The organism is Trichocoleus sp. ST-U2 (assembly GCF_039961875.1).
Taxonomy (GTDB): domain Bacteria; phylum Cyanobacteriota; class Cyanobacteriia; order Cyanobacteriales; family FACHB-T130; genus FACHB-T130.
In genome coordinates, this window is the sequence record NZ_JAMPJY010000035.1 from 32,567 (window position 1) to 51,085 (window position 18,519).

An 18,519-nucleotide genomic window follows, 5' to 3' on the forward strand; every position below is an offset into this window, starting at 1 on the left:
CTCGTAATTACTCCTTAAGCAAAACTTTTTTGAAGTTTATTTTTAACTTTAGTAAATAGGCTTCTATTGTCAAAAAAGTTTTCTTGAAATAAGGTATCTGCTTCTACATCTCGAATCATAAAAGGAGGATGCTTCAAAGGAAAGCTAATTTCTTGCGTCCCCATTTTACCTAAGGGATTTTCAGTAGAAAAAGTGTGAGTTGCATTGGCTCCGAAACCAATATTCGTAATCAAATTAACTTCAGGCACTATTTTTAATCCATGTTGAAGCCAACAAGCTAGCAACCATTGATAATCCCAACAGGATCTGTTTTTATTTTGGTAGGCATCTTGAAATATTTTTTGCCAAAACAAATAATGTTTTGGTACCCTTAAGTAATTTTCTAGGAACCGACTCTCGAAAATTTCAGGCCATTGCTTAATGTCATAATCAAAATATTTCCAAGCTCTACGCCAGGATGCCCAACCCCAATTTCCACCAAAGTAGGAAAAATAATAACTTTGTCCAGGTAACTTCCGTTCGCCTAAAAGATTGGTTCCCGCAATACTCATTACTCTTTCATCATCGCGATATTTTTCTAATAACTCCTCGCAAAACTGAAAGAAAGTTGGATGAGGTAAACAATCATCCTCGAAAAGGATGGCTTCTTCTACTTGTTCAAATACCCAATTAATACCTGTAGCTGGACGTAAACCGCAGCCTAAATTTACATCTGAATAATTTTTTAGAACTTCGCAATCCCAATCTACAGTGTCAATAATTTCACGAGTAGCAGCGCACTTTTCTGCTTCACCTGGTTGATCGCTACGAGGGCCATCAGCAACTACTAAAAGCTTCGGCGGTTTTGCCTGACGAATTACCTCAAAAACCTTGGCTGTAGTCTCAGGTCGTTTAAAGATTAACAAAGCAACGGGAGTTTTCATGGTCATTTATCAGCAGTCATATTCTGTTTATATTCGGAGTAATGTAGGAGCATACTGGAAGCGATCGCTCCTATTTCATCTAAAGGAGTCTGAAGCGAAACATAGCGATATCGAAAAGCAGCCAATCGAGGCTCTGTCTCTTGATAGAGGATATCTTGCGCCACGTTTCCCCACCGCTCCTCTGGCATCAGATCGAGAGTCATGCCAGCATGACCAGAAGGTAACAGCATATTAGAACCATGTACACCAATGACCAAGCGGCTTTGGGAATAAACTTGGCACATTTGCCTCTCAGTGTCTGAATTAAACTTGTTTACCCGCAAATCTTCAATCCAGTCGGGAAACTGAGTTTTCCTCCCCAAACCAGCGATCGTAAACTTTGCTGAAGGAACTTTAGAGTGAATCTTTAAAAATAGTTTTTGCACTCTTTCATTCTGAAGCTTGAGGGCAATATCAACCATCTTTAATTTCCTCAAGGTTTTGAAGAGAAGCGGATTACACCAAATCCGATCGTCGCGCCAAATAAAGGTTATTTGGTTTGAATCTTTATCAAAGCTATGAGTGGGAACCCGCGTAAATTTACTAATATCAAACTGACTCGGATGAGAATATGCCTTACTTACGTAAATTTTATCAAAACGCTTGGATTCCTCAGAGATAAATTGGTCAAACTTCGGATAGTAGCATTGCCCTCGCTGTAAAGGGATATTTACCGTCCAAATTTCTGTAACGCCCTCTGGAACCATCCATCTCAAAAACTTTGGGACGATGACAATTAAGCCGCAATCTGGGTAATGATTTAGATATCTTTGGACATTAAGCAGCTTTAACAAACTATGCCCATAAAGATAATCAATACAGTTTAAGATAATGACACGTTGATGCTGCTTAAAAACCTCCTTAGATATCGCAATCTCTTCAGATTGGGGATTTTGCAGAGAGTAAAGAAGTTTTTGACCTAACCAATATTTACAAGATTCATTTCCAAAAACGTCGCCTTTTGCTAAATCAATTTGATAAGGAAAAGTGACAGCATGACCAACTTCTAAATCCTCAATAATTTCTGTATTACAGGAGTCGCACTTAGATTTTACGCAAATATGCATTCCCTGCCAAAGAATACCTTGAGGATTAAGCAGTGTACCGCTGTGGGGACAGGTGGATTTGTGCTGAATGCTTGGTTTTATTTCAATCATTGCACGATTCCTTTAATTCTTGTAGCAGCCTTATATAAATTGCAAGAACGCAAAATAAACTTACTGATTGGCTTTAAATCGGGAATTATAAAGTTGAGAACTATAGTTACAATAAAATAAGTAATCAAAGTTGCTATAGTAGCTCCAACCGCTCCATTCTTAGGAATTAGATATAAATTTAAAACTATATTTACGACTGCCCCTATAAATGTTAAAAGTAATTCATTTTTGGCTTTTCCTTCAATCATAATAAACGCATTTCTTGCAAGACCAAAACCGCTACCAAACTGTGACCAAACATAGATTGATAGTATTATTGCTGAAGCTGCATACTTATCTCCGTACAAGAAATGAACGACGTAAGTGGAAAGCAGGGAAACTGGAATTGCGATTATCAACCACAAAATTAAGGTTAAATCAAAGTAAGCCTGAAATTTTTTGAAATATTCAATCTCTCCTTGAGCCTTCGCTTCAGTGAGTTTTGGGAAAAAAGATATTTGCATGATAGAGGGAATGAAATCAAATATCTGCGATATCTTCACAGCAGCAGCATAAATGCCTAATTCATATTTAGGATCGAACTTCAGTTCTTGGGCAGAGAAGGAACCCAGCATGACCTGATCGATAGTGGAATAAATATAAATGGCGATTCCCGACACAATCAAGGGCCAACTTTCTTTGATTAAGTTCTTTGCCTGAGGGAGACTGCTACGCCATGCTTTTATATCCTCCCCGCTATTTTGATAAATTATTACCAATCCCACAGCAGCTAAGGCAAGCTCTCCACATCTTGCCCAGGCGAATGCAATGAGAGGAGCTTTAATTTGAATTAAGACAATTCTGACAGCACAGACAAGCAAATAGGCGCAATTTTTAACAACAACTGTATATTTGGATTTAACTTGAGAGCGGAACCAAAGATCGATCGTCTCGAAAGCTTGAAAAATGGTTCCAGCAGCGATAATTCCTACCAGCCAATGAGTTAAAGAGTCCTGAGGCTGTAGTAAGGAAATTGCGCCAACCGCTAACAAAGTTGTTACAGCAGCGCCAATAAGTTTTAGTGCGAGGGAAGTTCCAAGGGTTTCATTCTTGGTAGATGGATCGCGCACAATGTCGCGTACTACGATGCTATCAAGCCCCAAGTTGGCAATTGGCCCTAACAGGGCTACAAATGCGATCGCATAATTAAATAAGCCAAACTGTTCCGGCCCTAGATAGCGAGCCACCCATATCCCTACAATTAGGCTTAAGCCCATTTGGAGGATTTTGTCAGCGAACAGCCACGCGATGTTGCTGAACACCTTGCGTAGACCAGGGCTAAGCTTTTGATTGACCAGACTCAGCTTGTCTAACATTAGAATTGGGCAATTTATGAAGGAATAAAGATAGGGTTTGAGAACTGGGTCGTCCTACAAAACCCTATTTGTTGTTGCGGTGAACAGAACGGAATCGATTATTTACCTTTAGCACCTTGCAAGACTTTTCTCACAAATTTTGCGGTTCGCATTAGTTTCGGTTGCTCCCACAAATACTGCAATAAATCTGTTTTCAGTTTCGCTGCCGCTGAATAATTTTTGTACATTGCAGGAATCAAACGATACTTCATTCCTTTGTACGTGGCATAATCTACAGCAGTCGGAGATTCTGCATTGCGGCTACCGAATTCATATATTGCTGGTAAATAATGAGCCGTGAGAGATTTGCGAGAATATTGGGGATTGAGTGTTTCCAAGGAACCGTGAATCGTTCTAGAGTTCCAGAATAAGACGTCCCCTTTTTTCAAGGCAGGAGCTTGAATATTACTCTTGTGAACATTGATATACTCCTTCAACTTTTCCAAGTAAAACCGATTAGATAGTTTTTCATCATCTGTTAACTCAAAGTCAACCAGATGAGATGTTGGTAAAACATAGAATCGACCCGCTTCTTCGTGGATGTCCTCCAGAGCAAACCATCCAGCCAGCAAATGACCATTGGGCATGGAATCTAAATAGTACCAATCTTGATGGGCAGGGGTAGCTGTGTTCATATCAAAGAACATAGTTTGCATGAGGTTATGCTCCTTACTACCCGTCAGTTCAGTCAGTGCTTCCCTAACCTGCTGCAAACAGAAAACTTCTTTAGCTGCCTCAGTAAATCCTGGATAATCTGGGTAATCGTGAACATCTCTAAAAGATTCTTCAGAATATCCATTGGGAGTAATTGTATTGGTTTCCCATTTATTCGTTGATTGTCTAAAGAAAGGAGAGTTAGATGAAAGGATATTGGAGTTATACTCTTTTAAAATATTATTAATTAAATTTTCAGGAATGAGATTTCTAAAGACATAGTATCCGTTAGTTTCGTAATAATCTTTAGGGGTGTCCATAAATTAAATCCTTTAGGAACTGATTGTTTTAGTTCACTTTTAAACGTATATTATTAGATATCGAGAAAATTTTCCTACGTAAATATCCGGAAATTAGATAGCGAGAAAGTTTTCCTAGGTAAATATCCCGAAAAAGTGTTGAATGTTATTGCAACACGGCTTAACATATTTGGCTGAAACTCATCCTTAATTAAAGCGATCGCTTACCGAGCCTCTAACCCTTCTAGCGATCGCCTGCTTTGTTAGGCACCCCTCAAGACCGGCAAACCAGTTCTTAAGCGCTGGAATTCTCTTGAGAACTGTTTCCTGTAGCATCCAGGCATAATCGAACTGTTGCTATAACATAAAACAGCCAAGCATAGGTAATTGATATCAATCCAGTTTCAGTAATATTTGTCAGAACTGCCCAGGTAATCAGTAGCAGGGGCATGACTAATTCAGGTTCTTGGGTACGCTTCATATACTGAACTGCTAAAGCAATATTTGTTAAGAAAGAAAGACAAAAGAACCCTAATCCTACGAATCCCAAGTCTACAGCTAGGTCTAAAAAACCATTATGAGAATGTTCTGGCTTAAATTGGGTTTTTACCACGATGATGTCAGCCGCTGGATCGGCTGCTCCTCGCCAAGACTGCCAAAATCCTTGGTATCCATATCCCAGCAATGGATGTTGTTTAATGTGGTTGATGACTAAAGGCCAGAAGTCTGTGCGTCCAGTTAATGTCAAATCTTTATTCAGTGTATCTACAATAATAAATTCGGCATTTTGGGTAATTACAATACACAAACACATGGCGATAGCCATAAAAAAGATTATGCAGGCAAAAGCTAATCGTGGAGGCAAGTTTTTGATAAAGCGGATAACGATTAACACGCTTATCAGTAGAACCAACAGAACTTTCCCCATTCCGCTGTTTGAGCGTTGTAAAGCAAAAATAGATAAAGCAGCAAAACCTAGAGATTGCCATTTAGTTTTTGGTTTGCGAACTGACTGTATATAACACATAACAGCTGTTAGACCCATCAAGAATCCAAAAGCATTTCCGTGGGGTAAAATTCCTTGCCAGCCCTTAGACGTTACTCCAATTGACGGTCTGAACAAAGCATAAAATACACTCAGTAAAAGTATGATTTTGTTGATAGTAAGCAATAAATCAAATAGTTCTTTCCATTTATACTGCTTACCAACGTAAACACAAAAAGCAGTTGTGCCTAAAAAAACTATACTAGCTTTGAGTGTATAAGTTGGAGTTTCTGACCAAGCCGCAGATAGAATTAATAAAAAGAGTAATCCGCAAAAATAAACATTATTAATGAGAAGCCTAGAAATAACAAAAACTGAATCTTTAATATTTTGCAAGAATCGCGAATAAATAATGAATATAAAGGTGGCGTAAATGCCGATTTGAAAAATCGTCGAATAAAGCTTTTTTCCCTGTAGATATAAAGCTCTAGGATGGATTTTATCAAATCCGGTTAAAGTAACTCCTGCGATCGCAAAGATTATTAAACCAATAAAAATCTTTTCTAATGTTTTAGAGGTCGCTTGACTTCTACCAGCAAAGTTAAACAATAATAAGATATAAATAATCGCACTGGTGGCAGCGATTATTAACAATAGAGGGTTTGAAGCGAGAGTAGTCATGTTTAATATTCTTAGACAAGAAATAACGCGAAGCTGACCCTATATGAGTATAGCGACTGATTAAACCAGAGAAGAATAATGAATTTCCGTATATTTACGAGTATTTAATTCTTTTAAAGATACAAACTAAAAACTAGTAACTTCTAAAAGCTTACTATAAATAGGTTTAAGAGATTTACCTATAAAATGAGGATAAATAAATACTATTTAGAGTGGCAGGTTTCTACTCGCACAGCTTAAATTTAAAAATATAAAACAAGTAGGTTATGTATGGTCGATCTAGGTTTTTATAGACAACTCACTCGAACTTCTGCCGGGATAACCTTAGTGGCAACATTTGCCTTTGCTTGCCCCAATCCTACGCAGGGGACTGTACCGCGTTTTCAAAAACCTACAATTCTTGCACAAGCGAATACTAATCCTGCTCGACCAGATATAGCCTATACATTGGGTGGAGGCGATCGCATCCGCCTTGATATCTTCGAGGTTCCCCAATATAGCGGCGAGTACCAAGTTCTCGCAGATGGCTCCTTATCCCTACCCTTGATTGGAACCCTATCGGTTCAGGGGCTAACCGTGCCACAAGCGACGAATGCCATTTCATCTGCATACTTTCGCTTCCTCAAACGACCCATCATCACCATTAGCGTTCTGTCTCCTCGCCCTATCAATGTTCGGGTGGGAGGAGAGGTGACTCGCCCTGGGGGCTTCACAATTCCCCTGATAGCTGGAGTCGGGAGCGTGCCTGGGTTCCAATATCCCACCGTAACCCAGGCAATTGAGCTGGCACAGGGAATTACGCTGACGGCTGATATTCGTAAGGTTCAGGTGCGTCGCAAGCTAGCATCCGGTTCCGAGCAAGTAATCAATCTGAATCTTTGGGATCTGATACAAACCGGCGACAGCAGGCAAGATTTAAATTTGCGGGATGGAGACACTGTCTTTATTCCCACAACCAGCACCATTAACTTAGACGAAGTACGCCAAATTGCCACGACTCGTTTTTCACCTCCTTTAGAGGAACCCCGCAGTGTTGCAGTCGTAGGAGAAGTCAACCGTCCTGGTACTTATGTTGTGATTGGAGGAAAGACAACACTAGAGCAAAGAACCCTGGGGCTGCCAACTGTAACGCGGGCAATCGATTTGGCTGGGGGGATTAAGCCCTTGGCAGATATTCGCCGTATCCAGCTGCGGCGACTCACCAAAGCAGGGACAGAACAAATCATCGATCTGAATCTTTGGCAACTCTTGCAGGCTGGGGATTTCAGTCAAGATACGCTTTTGCAAGATGGAGATACCATTTTCATTCCCACTGCATCAGCAGTTAACCCGGCAGAAATTTCTGAATTAGCGACCACTAGCTTTTCTCCCGGTACTATTAAGGTAAGTGTGGTCGGAGAAGTGAAAAGTCCAGGAGTGGTGCAGGTTGCGCCAAACACAACCTTGAATCAAGCATTGCTGACTGCGGGAGGATTCAATGATGCTAGAGCGAATCGAAAGGCGGTTGATTTAATTCGCCTCAACCCTGACGGTACAGTGTCAAAAAGTAAAGTCAATATTGATTTAACCCAAGGAATCAATGAGACAAATAATCCACTCGTCCGCAATAACGACATTATTGTCGTCAGCCGTTCTGGAAGCGCCAAAACTTCTGACAGTGTGCGAACATTCTTAGAACCGATCGAAAAGGTTTTCACATTCTTCAACATTTTTAATTTATTTGGAATTTTGGGAGACGATGACTAGGTAAGCATATATTCAGGGTGTATCTATAAACGTTTTCTTAAACCGTAGTTAGCTTTTTTTGTTCTATCTACTTCTATCTAATAGGTAAATGGATACCGAACACAATTCACAGCCGTTCTTTAATAAGCGCACTAGCAATAGCAAGTTGACTCAGTCCTTGCCAGGGCACCTGACTCGACCCTCTGACGACAGTGATGAACAGAAGCTGGACTTGGCATGGCTATTAGGGGTTGTGCGCCGCCGACTCCCAATTATGGCAGGGGTAACAATTATATTAACTGTCATGTCAGGAAGCATGATTGTCTTTACCTCAAAGCAGATTGCTCCAGAATACGAAGGAGCTTTTCGGCTTTTGGTGGAACCCGTGACTGCTGAAGATAGATTGGCGAAGCAATTTTTATCGTCTCAAACGAACAATGCAGATATCCAAAAAATCGAAGTAGAAAAATCTAGTTTATTGGATTACGAGACGCAAATTCGAGTTTTGCAAAGTACGAAATTGATGTTGCCAGTCATCAAGGAATTGCAAAAAAAATATCCGGAGATAACATATAACTCCTTGATGACGAAACTCTTAATTTTTCGAGTCAATTATGAAAAAGATGGAGTTCAATACGGCACCAAAATTTTAGAAGTTAGTTACCGGGATGAAGACCAGCAAAAAATTCAGTTTGTATTGAATAGTCTTTATAAAAATTATCTGAACTACAGCCGCCAAGAGCGCCTGTCAAGCCTCAAGCAGGGAATTGACTTTATCAATCAGCAGCTACCTCAGTTACAGGGGCAAGTTGATACGCTGCAAGCACAACTCCAAAAACTACGGCAGCAGTACAATGTCAGCGATCCGGAACAAGCAGACTCCTTGCTGTATGAGCAGGCTTTGACGATTGAAAGACAAAGATCGGATACCCAAGCGGAACTAGCTGACGCGCAAGCGCAATATGCCAGTATGCAAAAACAGTTGCAAGAAGGGAACTCTACCGCAATTTTGTCTACTGATGCAAAAACCTACGAAACCTTGCTAGCGCAGATTCAAACTCTAGATAGTACTATTGCGGCACAATCCCCCCAATTTCGGGACGATAGCCCACCGATTCTGGTTCTTAAGGAAAAGCGGGAAAATTTGCAACGGTTGCTGAGCGAACAAGCCCAAGGGCTTCTCAAAAAATTGGAGGGAAGAATCCAAGGAATACAGGAGCGCTACCAAACAATTCTGAAAACTGAAAGGAAAATCAAAGCACAACTGCAAGAATTACCTGCGGTAGCCCGTCAGCACGCCGATATACAGCGAAAATTATTAGTTGCAACTGATAACCTCAAGCAATTTTTAGGCAAACGAGAAGCCTTGAAGTTAGATGCTGCCCAACAGGAAGTGCCTTGGGAACTGATTGAGGAGCCTCAGCTACGGCGGGATGAAGATGGCAACTTGATATCAGTAGCGACGAAACAAACGAAAAAACAGTTAGCGATCGCAATTGTTTTAAGTGCGCTATTGGGTATCGGGTTGGGTTTTCTCATCGAGGCTCTCAATACAGTCTTCCATACCCCCGAAGATGTCAAAGGGGAAACGAAACTGCCGATTTTGGGAGTGATTCCTTTTGCCAAGGAACTCAAGAAACCGCCCAAGAAACCCAGCAAACTCTCTACCGCAGCGGATGTTGCCGGTTTAAATCAACTTTTGGGTGACAATAAAGCAAATGGCAATGGTCGCAAGAAGCTAAATGTATACACCGATTCGCCATTTTTGGAAGCCTTCCGTTCTCTCTATACCAATATTCGCTTGCTCAGTTCCGGGACGCCGATTACTTCTTTGGCAATCAGTTCCGCAACACCGGGAGATGGAAAATCAACGGTTGCCATTCACTTGGCGAAAGCCGCAGCGGCAATTGGTCAGCGGGTATTATTGATAGACGCCGATTTGCGGCGTCCGAGTCTGCATACTCGCTTAAGCTTACCGAACGTGCGCGGACTCAGCGATATCATCGCCACGGATTTGAGTCTGAATGATGCCATTCAGCGATCGCCAGAAGACAACAACCTGTTTGTCTTAACATCGGGTCACAACTCTTCAGACCCGATCAAACTGCTTTCGTCAGATAAAATGCAGTATCTGATCGAGCAATTTCAAGCCCGTTTCGACTTAGTGATCTACGACTCACCACCCCTAGTTGGTTTAGCAGACAGCAACATCTTGGCAGCGAATACAGATGGCACTATTTTAGTTGTGGGGATCGATCAAACAGACCGTTCCATGCTGATGAAAGCATTAGATGGACTAAAAATCTCCGGTGGCACAGTCTTGGGTATCGTCGCCAATGGCATTAAAGGGTATACTTCTCCCGCGTATCCTTCCTATAGCCGCACCTATAGTCGCAATTAAGCGAGCTTCGGGGCAGGGGCGTATTCTTATGTTCGCTGAGTCCATGCTTGGCTTTGCTGTGCTAACAGCACTGACTATCCAGTTTCTATAAAAGCGATCGCACAAGTGCAGAGCTTTTTAAGAATGGGAACAACCACAATCGAATTGCTTCTACATTACGGCGCTGCTGCACTCAAACGGGGTGAATGGAAATGATGAAGTTAAAGCTGAACTGGTTTCGGGACAAGGGTTTCCGAAAGTCGCTTCCAAGAACGCAAAGGCCGCCATTTTTAGCAACCAGGCGGACGCGCTTACTTGCTCAAAGCTTCTTATGGGGCGTTACGCTAACTTCTTTAAGCAACGCGATCGCAATTTTGTCAATTGGGGCACCCGTCTTAGCAGCAGAACGGGTAACGCTGCGCTTGGGACCGTTTCAGCAATCGGTCGCGATCGAAGATTTAGAGGATTTTGCCAAAACGGGGGAAGTTCCTGCAAGTCTCAAGCCTTACAAGGCATTGCTCAGCTCAGAATTTCGAGACATCCTCAACCGTCGCTTGCACCTAGATCCGAATTTGGGAGACAAAGTGGTGAAAGACGTGTTGCGATCGCCCGTTGGAGAAGAATTAATCAAGAAGCTGGGATTGGCGCTCCCGAATAGTACGGTAGAACAACTGCAAGCAGGTCTAACTCTAGCCTTGCGGCAAGCCAACGGCTTAAGCGTTATCAGCTTTTTGCAGTCCTATCCAGCCGACACAATTACCATAGACGCCTCTTCAGCGATCGCGATCGCCCTAGAATTCAACGCCCCCTACTGGCAAAGCGGAGCTTTAGGCCCTCTACTGGAGCGGGAACTGACCGTCACCAAAGGAAAATTTCGTCCTGCCTTTAACCCCGCCCAAGCGGGTTCCGAAACAGTACAGCAGCAGACTCTGACTTTTCACGACTGGCGACGCCAAGAGCCGATTCTGGGGACATACACCAGCGATCGCAAGATCGTCGTCGATCTTTACTGGGCAAACACAAACGAGAAGCCCCCTTACCAAAATTCTCAAAATCCCCTCGTGGTTCTCTCCCACGGCTTTGGAGCCGATCGCTCCTTCCTGGCTTATGTAGCCCGTCACCTAGCGTCTCATGGCATCACCGTCGCCGCCATCGAGCATCCAGGCAGCAATGCCAACCGAATCTTTGGGGGGCATTTTGGTAGTAACTCGGTAGGAGTGCCCGGTTTGGTGCCCTTGTTACCGGCGTCCGAATTTGTCGCCATGCCCAAAGATATTAGCTTTTTGCTTGATGAGCTAGCTCGGCTAAACCAGCTACCAGGTTCCCTTCAGGGGAAGCTGAATACCGAGAAAGTGAGCGTGATTGGTCATTCCTTGGGCGGCTACACGGCTTTAGCGTTGGCGGGAGGCGAACTGAATCTAGATGAGTTACGACAATTCTGCAAAAATCGCAATCCTCTAGGAAAATCGGGGGGCGATTGGTTGCAGTGTGCAGCAGCGGATCTGCCCGACCAACGTTTGAGCTTGCGGGATCGGCGCGTGGCGCAAGCGATCGCGCTGAACCCCGTCGTGGGAGACTTATTTGGCAAAAAAGGTCTTGGCAAAGTTAGCACTCCTACCTTAATCTTGACTGGCACCAGCGATCCCCTCACTCCATCGCTGAACCATCAACTACGACCTTTTACCCAACTACCCAGCCCGAAATATCTCCTCACAGCAATTGGCGGAACTCACTTAAGCATTAGCGATTTTGCTCCTGGTAGCCAAGGCGAACAGCTCACTCAAACAACCCTCGTCAACGAACGCACTGGTGAAGTAGCGGCTCCCCTGCGTCAGTTGCTTAAAGGCGTCACCTTGGCATTTGTCAAACAGCTGACTCCAGCCGCCTCAACTTACGAACCCTTTTTAACACCCGCCTACGCCCAATCTCTCTCTACCCCAGAACTGGCGCTGCGCCTGAATACGCAACTACCCCCAAGCGTTACTTCGTGGCTGGCTTTGCCACCACTGCCCTAGAAAGGCGGGCATCCCAATGAAATGTTTCTCAAAACTAAGGCAAGGCTCCGAGTTTTGGATAAAAATCCTGATTTAATCAAAGTCAAGCTGTGACTAATTAAAAGTTAGCATTAAGCTAATCGCTACTTTTGACAGTAGCCTCTTCAGGAGAGAGCGCATTATGGACCCCATCACGATTCTTGCCCCCCTCGCCTTAGTGATTATCGGCTATACAGTGGGTTCTGTGAAAATTATCAACGAAGGAAATCAAGCTTTAGTAGAGCGCTTGGGTCAGTACAATCGAAGACTCGCGCCCGGTCTCAACTTTATCGTTCCCTTTGTTGACTCAATTGTGGTGGAGGAAACCAGCCGCGAGAAGTTTTTGAATATTGACCCTCAACAGGCAATTACCAAAGACAACGTTTCGCTGAAAGTTGATGCAGTGGTGTACTGGCAGATTCTGGATTTGGAAAAAGCCTACTACGCCGTTGAAGATATTGAGCAAGCAATCGAAAACTTAGTTTTGACGACGCTTCGCTCTGCGATTGGTCAAATGGAACTGGAGCAAACTTATTCTTCCAGAACCGAAATTAATCAGACTTTGTTACAGCAGTTGGATGAAGCGACGGCTGCGTGGGGAGTTAAGGTGACTCGCGTCGAGGTACGAGACATTACGCCCGCAAAAACTGTCTTGGAGTCTCTGGAGTTGGAACGAGCAGCCGAAAGTAAGAAACGCGCTTCCATCTTGGAAGCGGAGGGAACTGTGAAGTCGATAGAAATTCTGAGCCAAGCTTTGCAGTCACAACCTTTAAGTAGAGAAGTATTGCAGTTTCTCGTTGCTCAAAGATATGTCGATGCCAATCAGAAATTGAGTGCGAGTCCTAACTCCAAAGTGGTATTTATGGACCCGAAAGCTTTATCAGAAGCCATGACTGATTTAATGTCTACTCCTGAACCTCCTAATGGCTCTAATGGCAATGGATCGGGAACTTAGAAGGTAAAAGGTAAAAAACAAAAATGAAAAGAGTTTTAAGAGTCGAGCTGATTTGAAATTAAAAACATCACTTTTTAAGGCATTTCAAGACAGCGATCGCTCTTAGCTTTTCTATTTCTGTTTTCTGAAAATGGCATCCGCAACGCGACAGACATCATGCATGGGTTGGACATCATGAATTCGGAGGATATCAGCACCTCCCGCGATCGCTCCGCAACAAGCCGCCGCCGTTCCCCACACTCTGGCTTTGGGATCGGGTTGATTTAAAATCCGCCCGATAAAACTTTTCCGGGATGGTCCCACTAACAAAGGAACACCTAAAGAATGCAACATCGGCAGGCGTTGCAGAATTTCCAAACTTTGCTCGTAAGTTTTGGCAAAGCCAATGCCGGGATCGATGATAATTTTTGAGCGAGCGATGCCAGATGCGATCGCTTGCTCAATTTGACTTGACAAAAACTCGGAGATTTCCCCCATCAAGTCCTGATAATTCGTCATCTGCTGCATGGTAGCTGGCGTCCCTCGGATGTGCATCAACACAATGGGGACTCCCAACTCTGCCACCACAGCAAACATCTCCGGGTCGAAAGTACCGCCGGAAATATCATTGACGATATCAGCCCCCGCCGCAACTGCTGCCTGTGCCACAGATGCCCGCGTTGTATCCACGGAAATCGGAACCTCAGAAGGAGGAGGGATGTATCCCGGAGGGTTGGATAAGGGATTGCTGTGCTGAGCAGATTCTATGACGCCCACCGAAGAATCGGAGTCATCCTCGATCCTTCCTTCTGCACCCTTTCGGAGCGCCTGCACCACTGGTAGCACCCGATCCAATTCCTCTTCCAGAGAGATTTGGGCGGCTCCGGGGCGGGTTGATTGTCCCCCCACATCGAGGATATTGGCTCCGGCTGCCACAAGATGCTTAGCCTGAGCCAAGGCGTCTCCTAGCGTGTTAAAGTCTCCGCCGTCACTAAAACTATCAGGCGTCACATTCAACACACCCATTAAATAAGTGCGCTGTCCCCAGTCAAAAGTTTGACCCCGCAGGGTCAAGCTATTTTGGATTTTGGATTGATTCATCCGTCATCCGGCGAAGAAAGCGCCGCTTCGCTAACATCCTTATCCTTTTTGAAAGTTGACAATTCGGGCAAAACTGGCAGCCTCCAGACTGGCTCCCCCGACCAAAGCCCCATCGATTTCTGGCTGCGCCATGATTTCATCAATATTATTGGGCTTGACCGAGCCACCGTACTGAATCGAGACATTTGGATTTGTCAATTGAGTGCGAATCAAGCCAATCACCCGATTTGCTTCTTTTGACTCGCAGGTGTCGCCAGTACCAATTGCCCAAATAGGTTCGTAGGCAATAACCAGGTTTTCCTGGTCAACGTCAACCAAGCCTTTTTTCAGTTGGGTAGAAATCAGGGATTCTGTTTCACCTGCATCGCGTTGTTGCTTGGTTTCGCCGACGCAGAGAATGGGCGTTAAACCGTAGCGTTGCGCTGCTTTCAGCCGTAGGTTCACAGTTTCATCGGTTTCGCCAAAGTATTGACGCCGTTCGCTATGACCCACAATTACGAAACGCACCCCAATTTCTGTCAGCATGGGTCCGGCAATTTCACCTGTGTAGGCTCCCATTTCTTCCCAGTGGATGTTTTGGGCACCCAGCTGCACGCGGCTACCGTGCAGATTTTTAGACATGATGCTTAAAGCAGTGAAAGGAGCCGCTAGGACTACTTCCCGCTCGTCTGGGGTTTCTTCTAGGTGAGACATGAATCCTTGCAAAAACTCCAGACTCTCGGTCTGAGTTTTGTACATTTTCCAATTACCGGCAATAACTATTTTCCGCACAGCTAACTCAGTCAAGTTCAGAATGCTAAAAACTGTAACCTCCAGTTTAGTACGGCGGGGGAACCCCTGCTTTAAAGGCGATCGCATTTACACTTTCTGGTCGCTAAAAGCGCAAATGTCAAGCGACGCGATAATTTCACCCCGCAATCCTTGCACGCCAACACTCGCTCCTGCGGATGCTGCTCTTAGCCGCGACTCACTTCAAAAATCTTTTTATTACTTTAGGTGGGTATTTACCCAAAAGATTCCCCCCTATCGTAGGATGTTCCTCAAAAAAACATAGGGTTAAAATTATACCAGAACGTAAATAAAAAACTTAAATTATTGGAGTAAATATGAAACTAAAATTTTTAGCAGCCGCAGCGATTCTGCTTCCCTTAGGCTTAGTTGCTCCCGTCCGAGCCGAAAATCCCGCTCATGTCAGACGATTAATCGAAACTAAGCAATGTCAGAACTGCGACTTGAAAGGAGCCAATCTTGTAAGTGCCCATCTCACTGGGGCTGATTTGAGAGGGGCAAACTTGCAGGGAGCTAACCTAGCGAATGCCAACTTAGAAGGTGCCGATCTAACGCAGGCTAATCTGGAAAAAGCTAATTTAACAGGTGTATTTGCTAATAGCGCCGATCTCCAGCAAGCAGACTTAAGTAGTGCCAATTTGAGAGAGGCTAACTTGATAAATGCTAACTTGAAGGATGCGGCTCTCGACAACGCGATTTTGCCGAATAACGTTAAATGGGATTAGTGGGTTTTTCAAAACTAAATATTTGACAAAAATACAAAACTCGGTCAGTAACTGACCGAGTTTTGTTTTGAGCGATCGCCTACGCATAAAGCACAGATACAATCAGGCTAGGCTCTAGCGTGCAGCCTTTGCCGAAAGCCGAGAAGCTTCTTGCTCCGAAATCCATGATGAAGACAAATCTTCTACAAAACTTTTCTGGTTTAAACTTGCAGCTTCAACTACTCTGACGATCAGTGTTGGCAAGTAAGTGCTATTAACCATCTGATAGCCATAGCCAAAAACCTTGCCTGAGCGTCCGGTTTTCTTATGTAGTACGCTATCTCCGATATTCAGCATGATTTCAACTCTCCTAATTTGGTAATTTGCCGTTTTCTTACTACTTGAATTGCTCTCAAATGATTAGATGGATATCCCGCTTTTACGGACAATCCATCGATTTGGAATGAATTTGTCTAGGGTTGGGGAATAGAGTTCTTGCAAAAATATTGAGAACCTGTCCTAACTTTCGGAAACGAAGAGGGAGTCTCATTTCCTCCTGGCAAGGAACAAAGAAGATTGATTGTTTTTATTGCAAGAAACGCTTATACACTGAAAGCTCACAACGTTGGATGGAAACTCTTTTCTAGTGCCTTTTCTTGCTCGCTATCGGGATGAAAATCCCATCCCAAAGGACTCAGCACTTTTCAGGGGAAAAAATCTCAAGCGACTAGCTGCGGTTTGCTCGCAGATTCAACAGCAGCTTGGCACAGTAATTTGGTGTACAGATGGCTGAGTCGTAATGCCACGCTATTCCAGCTAAAGGCAATTTCTACCCGTTGGCGACCCATTTGGCCTAATTGGTCTCGCCAATCGGGATCGGCTAGGATGCGGTCAATCGCCTGTCCAAAGGCGACTTCATCTTTGGGAGGTACCAGTAAACCCGTTACCTCTGGCACTACGGTAAACTGCAAGCCGCCTACATTACTTGCAATTACCGGCGTCCGGTTAGCCATTGCTTCAATGGCAACTAAACCGAAGGGTTCGTAATGACTGGGGACAACACACACATCGGCAGCTGAGTAGTAGAGAGGCAAATCGTTATCTTCCACACGACCGGGGAAGCAAGTGAGATCGCCAATGCCTTCTTCAGCTACGATTTTCTCAATGCGATCGCGTTCAATGCCGTCACTCTGTCCCGGACGACTTCCGCCTGCGATGAGGAGCTTTAGGTCGCAAGACTTGCGTAAGCTTGATTTTGCTACAGCTCGGACTAAAGTTTCAATTCCCTTGCGCCGATCGAAACGACCCACATACAGCACTACTTTGGCGTCGCTGGCAATTCCTAGCTGTTGGCGTGCTTCTTGGCGCTGAATGGAACCAAATTTAACGATATCTGTACCGCAGGGAATCATTTCAATCTGTCCCTGAGTGGAAACAAGCGATCGCATTTGATCTTCTTCTTGCGGACTGGTAGCAATCACTCGATCCACTGTTTCCAAACACGCTTTTTCAACTGCTAGCCGTGTGGAAGCGATCGCTGGAATTTCGGAAACTGTACGATACTTTACCGCCCCCAGCGAGTGATAAGTATGTACCTGTATCAAAGGTTGGTGCTTTTTCAGTTCCATTCCCACCCAAGATGACAACCAATAATTGGTATGCACCAGGGTATATTGCCAACCTTCACGCTGCTGAAATGCCTGGAATTGTTCAACAAACTCTGGTAAATAGCAGAAGAGTCGATCCCGACTCATGAATTGGGCTGGCCCAGCGGCTAATCGGATTGTCTGGCAGTTAGGCGTATGCTGAACGACATCCAGTTGCTCCGGAGTGCTGCGGCGAGTGAACATATCCACCTGCCAGCCTTGCTCAGCGAGTGCTAATCCTACTTGACGCACATAGACATTTTGACCTCCAGCTTCTTCTTGCCCAATTTCTACCGCTGGATCGCCATCTACTGAAATTAAGGCGATACGATTTTTTTCAGTCAGTAACATCGGTTGATTTTCTCCTCATAGCTAGCGCACCTGCTCTCCTACGCCAGCAGTTGAAGCACGAAATGTGCCTCTATTCATAGTCGAGGGCAGGTACAACGAAGCGAACAGATACCAGCCAAGGACACTGATGAGATCGCGCAAATTCTACAAAATTGCTGACTCTTCAGTCTCCTCTCAATGCCGACGGAGTTAGCTGACGGGCGAGGACTGAGAGATGTCCCTCTCTGAGAAATTAAGAATGCAAAATTAAAAATTAGGATTACTATTTTTAATTTTTAATCTCTCATCGATAAGCCCCAAAATTTGGTTCCTCCGCTCCAGCTTCACCTTAATTAGATAAGGTACGTTTTTTAAAGTGAGATACTGGATTAGGCTGACTTATGTAGACTGACTGCAACCTTAACACTACAATTTAAAAATCGTCAACCTACCTTAAGATAGATGTTTTTTAATATACGATAATGATATCTATACTTACCCTCCAATCGTCAGACTTACGAGTCAAGCATTTGATGTGGGCGGATGGGGTCGATAGAGTACATTGGGCTAAGTAAAAAAACCATCAGCTAACTTTTGTTAGCGAACGTTCGCGCACGGCATTAACCTACACGGCAAGAAATGCAACTCGTTATTAATAAAAGCTTTCTACATCTTTAACCTTCAGTCATTCGTTCAATATCAACCAACTCATAACTAAGAGTTAAAGACTACTAGAAACAACTCT

The 18,519-nt window shown here is 44.0% G+C and carries 14 protein-coding genes and 1 riboswitch; of the genes, 5 read left to right on the plus strand and 9 right to left on the minus strand.

The window, feature by feature from the left end:
• Window positions 1-14: 14 nt before the first annotated feature.
• From NC996_RS20400 to NC996_RS20420, 5 genes are all read right to left on the minus strand, one after another.
• Entirely contained in the window at window positions 15-923 is a 909-nt protein-coding gene (locus NC996_RS20400) for a glycosyltransferase family 2 protein (RefSeq protein WP_190985380.1), read from the minus strand.
• A gap of 2 nt (window positions 924-925) precedes the next feature.
• Window positions 926-2,119 (minus strand): hypothetical protein, encoded by a 1,194-nt coding sequence (locus NC996_RS20405; protein ID WP_190686888.1) that lies wholly within the window; start codon window positions 2,117-2,119, stop codon window positions 926-928.
• The gene (locus NC996_RS20410; protein WP_190686891.1) at window positions 2,116-3,474 is read right to left on the minus strand and encodes a flippase; all 1,359 of its coding nucleotides are present in this window, start codon (window positions 3,472-3,474) and stop codon (window positions 2,116-2,118) included. Before NC996_RS20410 ends, NC996_RS20405 begins: the two co-directional genes overlap by 4 nt.
• A 98-nt stretch (window positions 3,475-3,572) precedes the next feature.
• Complete coding sequence (locus NC996_RS20415) at window positions 3,573-4,487, minus strand: phytanoyl-CoA dioxygenase family protein (protein ID WP_190411838.1); 915 nt, start codon at window positions 4,485-4,487, stop codon at window positions 3,573-3,575.
• Window positions 4,488-4,761: 274 nt separating this feature from the next.
• Window positions 4,762-6,132, minus strand: a complete 1,371-nt coding sequence (locus NC996_RS20420) for an O-antigen ligase family protein (protein ID WP_190686897.1) — start codon at window positions 6,130-6,132, stop codon at window positions 4,762-4,764.
• Between the two features lie 270 nt (window positions 6,133-6,402).
• On the opposite strand from NC996_RS20420, the gene NC996_RS20425 reads away from it, so the two are divergent.
• From NC996_RS20425 to NC996_RS20440, 4 genes are all read left to right on the plus strand, one after another.
• Window positions 6,403-7,878, plus strand: a complete 1,476-nt coding sequence (locus NC996_RS20425) for an SLBB domain-containing protein (protein WP_190411836.1) — start codon at window positions 6,403-6,405, stop codon at window positions 7,876-7,878.
• Between the two features lie 88 nt (window positions 7,879-7,966).
• A complete protein-coding gene (locus NC996_RS20430) occupies window positions 7,967-10,258 on the plus strand; it encodes a polysaccharide biosynthesis tyrosine autokinase (protein ID WP_190686900.1) in 2,292 nt (763 codons plus the stop codon).
• 191 nt (window positions 10,259-10,449) lie between these two features.
• On the plus strand, window positions 10,450-12,252 hold the full coding sequence (locus tag NC996_RS20435) for an alpha/beta hydrolase (RefSeq protein ID WP_242037608.1): 1,803 nt from the start codon (window positions 10,450-10,452) through the stop codon (window positions 12,250-12,252).
• 160 nt (window positions 12,253-12,412) lie between these two features.
• Window positions 12,413-13,225: a stomatin-like protein gene (locus NC996_RS20440; RefSeq protein ID WP_190429171.1), complete on the plus strand. Its 813-nt coding sequence runs from the start codon at window positions 12,413-12,415 to the stop codon at window positions 13,223-13,225.
• 111 nt (window positions 13,226-13,336) lie between these two features.
• On the opposite strand, the gene folP is transcribed toward NC996_RS20440, so the two are convergent.
• Together folP and tpiA are read right to left on the minus strand one after the other, a co-directional pair.
• A complete protein-coding gene (folP, locus tag NC996_RS20445) occupies window positions 13,337-14,290 on the minus strand; it encodes a dihydropteroate synthase (RefSeq protein ID WP_347277792.1) in 954 nt (317 codons plus the stop codon).
• Window positions 14,291-14,344: 54 nt separating this feature from the next.
• Window positions 14,345-15,076, minus strand: a complete 732-nt coding sequence (gene tpiA / locus NC996_RS20450; RefSeq protein ID WP_190411832.1) for a triose-phosphate isomerase — start codon at window positions 15,074-15,076, stop codon at window positions 14,345-14,347.
• Between the two features lie 335 nt (window positions 15,077-15,411).
• Here tpiA and NC996_RS20455 point away from each other — a divergent pair, with 335 nt between their 5' ends.
• On the plus strand, window positions 15,412-15,819 hold the full coding sequence (locus NC996_RS20455; protein ID WP_190686903.1) for a pentapeptide repeat-containing protein: 408 nt from the start codon (window positions 15,412-15,414) through the stop codon (window positions 15,817-15,819).
• Window positions 15,820-15,933: 114 nt separating this feature from the next.
• On the opposite strand, the gene NC996_RS20460 is transcribed toward NC996_RS20455, so the two are convergent.
• Entirely contained in the window at window positions 15,934-16,155 is a 222-nt protein-coding gene (locus NC996_RS20460; RefSeq protein ID WP_190686906.1) for a hypothetical protein, read from the minus strand.
• A 362-nt stretch (window positions 16,156-16,517) separates the two neighbouring features.
• Window positions 16,518-17,795, minus strand: coding sequence for a glycosyltransferase family 1 protein (locus NC996_RS20465; RefSeq protein WP_190686909.1), 1,278 nt, complete (start codon window positions 17,793-17,795; stop codon window positions 16,518-16,520).
• Between the two features lie 163 nt (window positions 17,796-17,958).
• Window positions 17,959-18,149, minus strand: a riboswitch (cyclic di-AMP (ydaO/yuaA leader).
• Window positions 18,150-18,519: the final 370 nt, after the last annotated feature.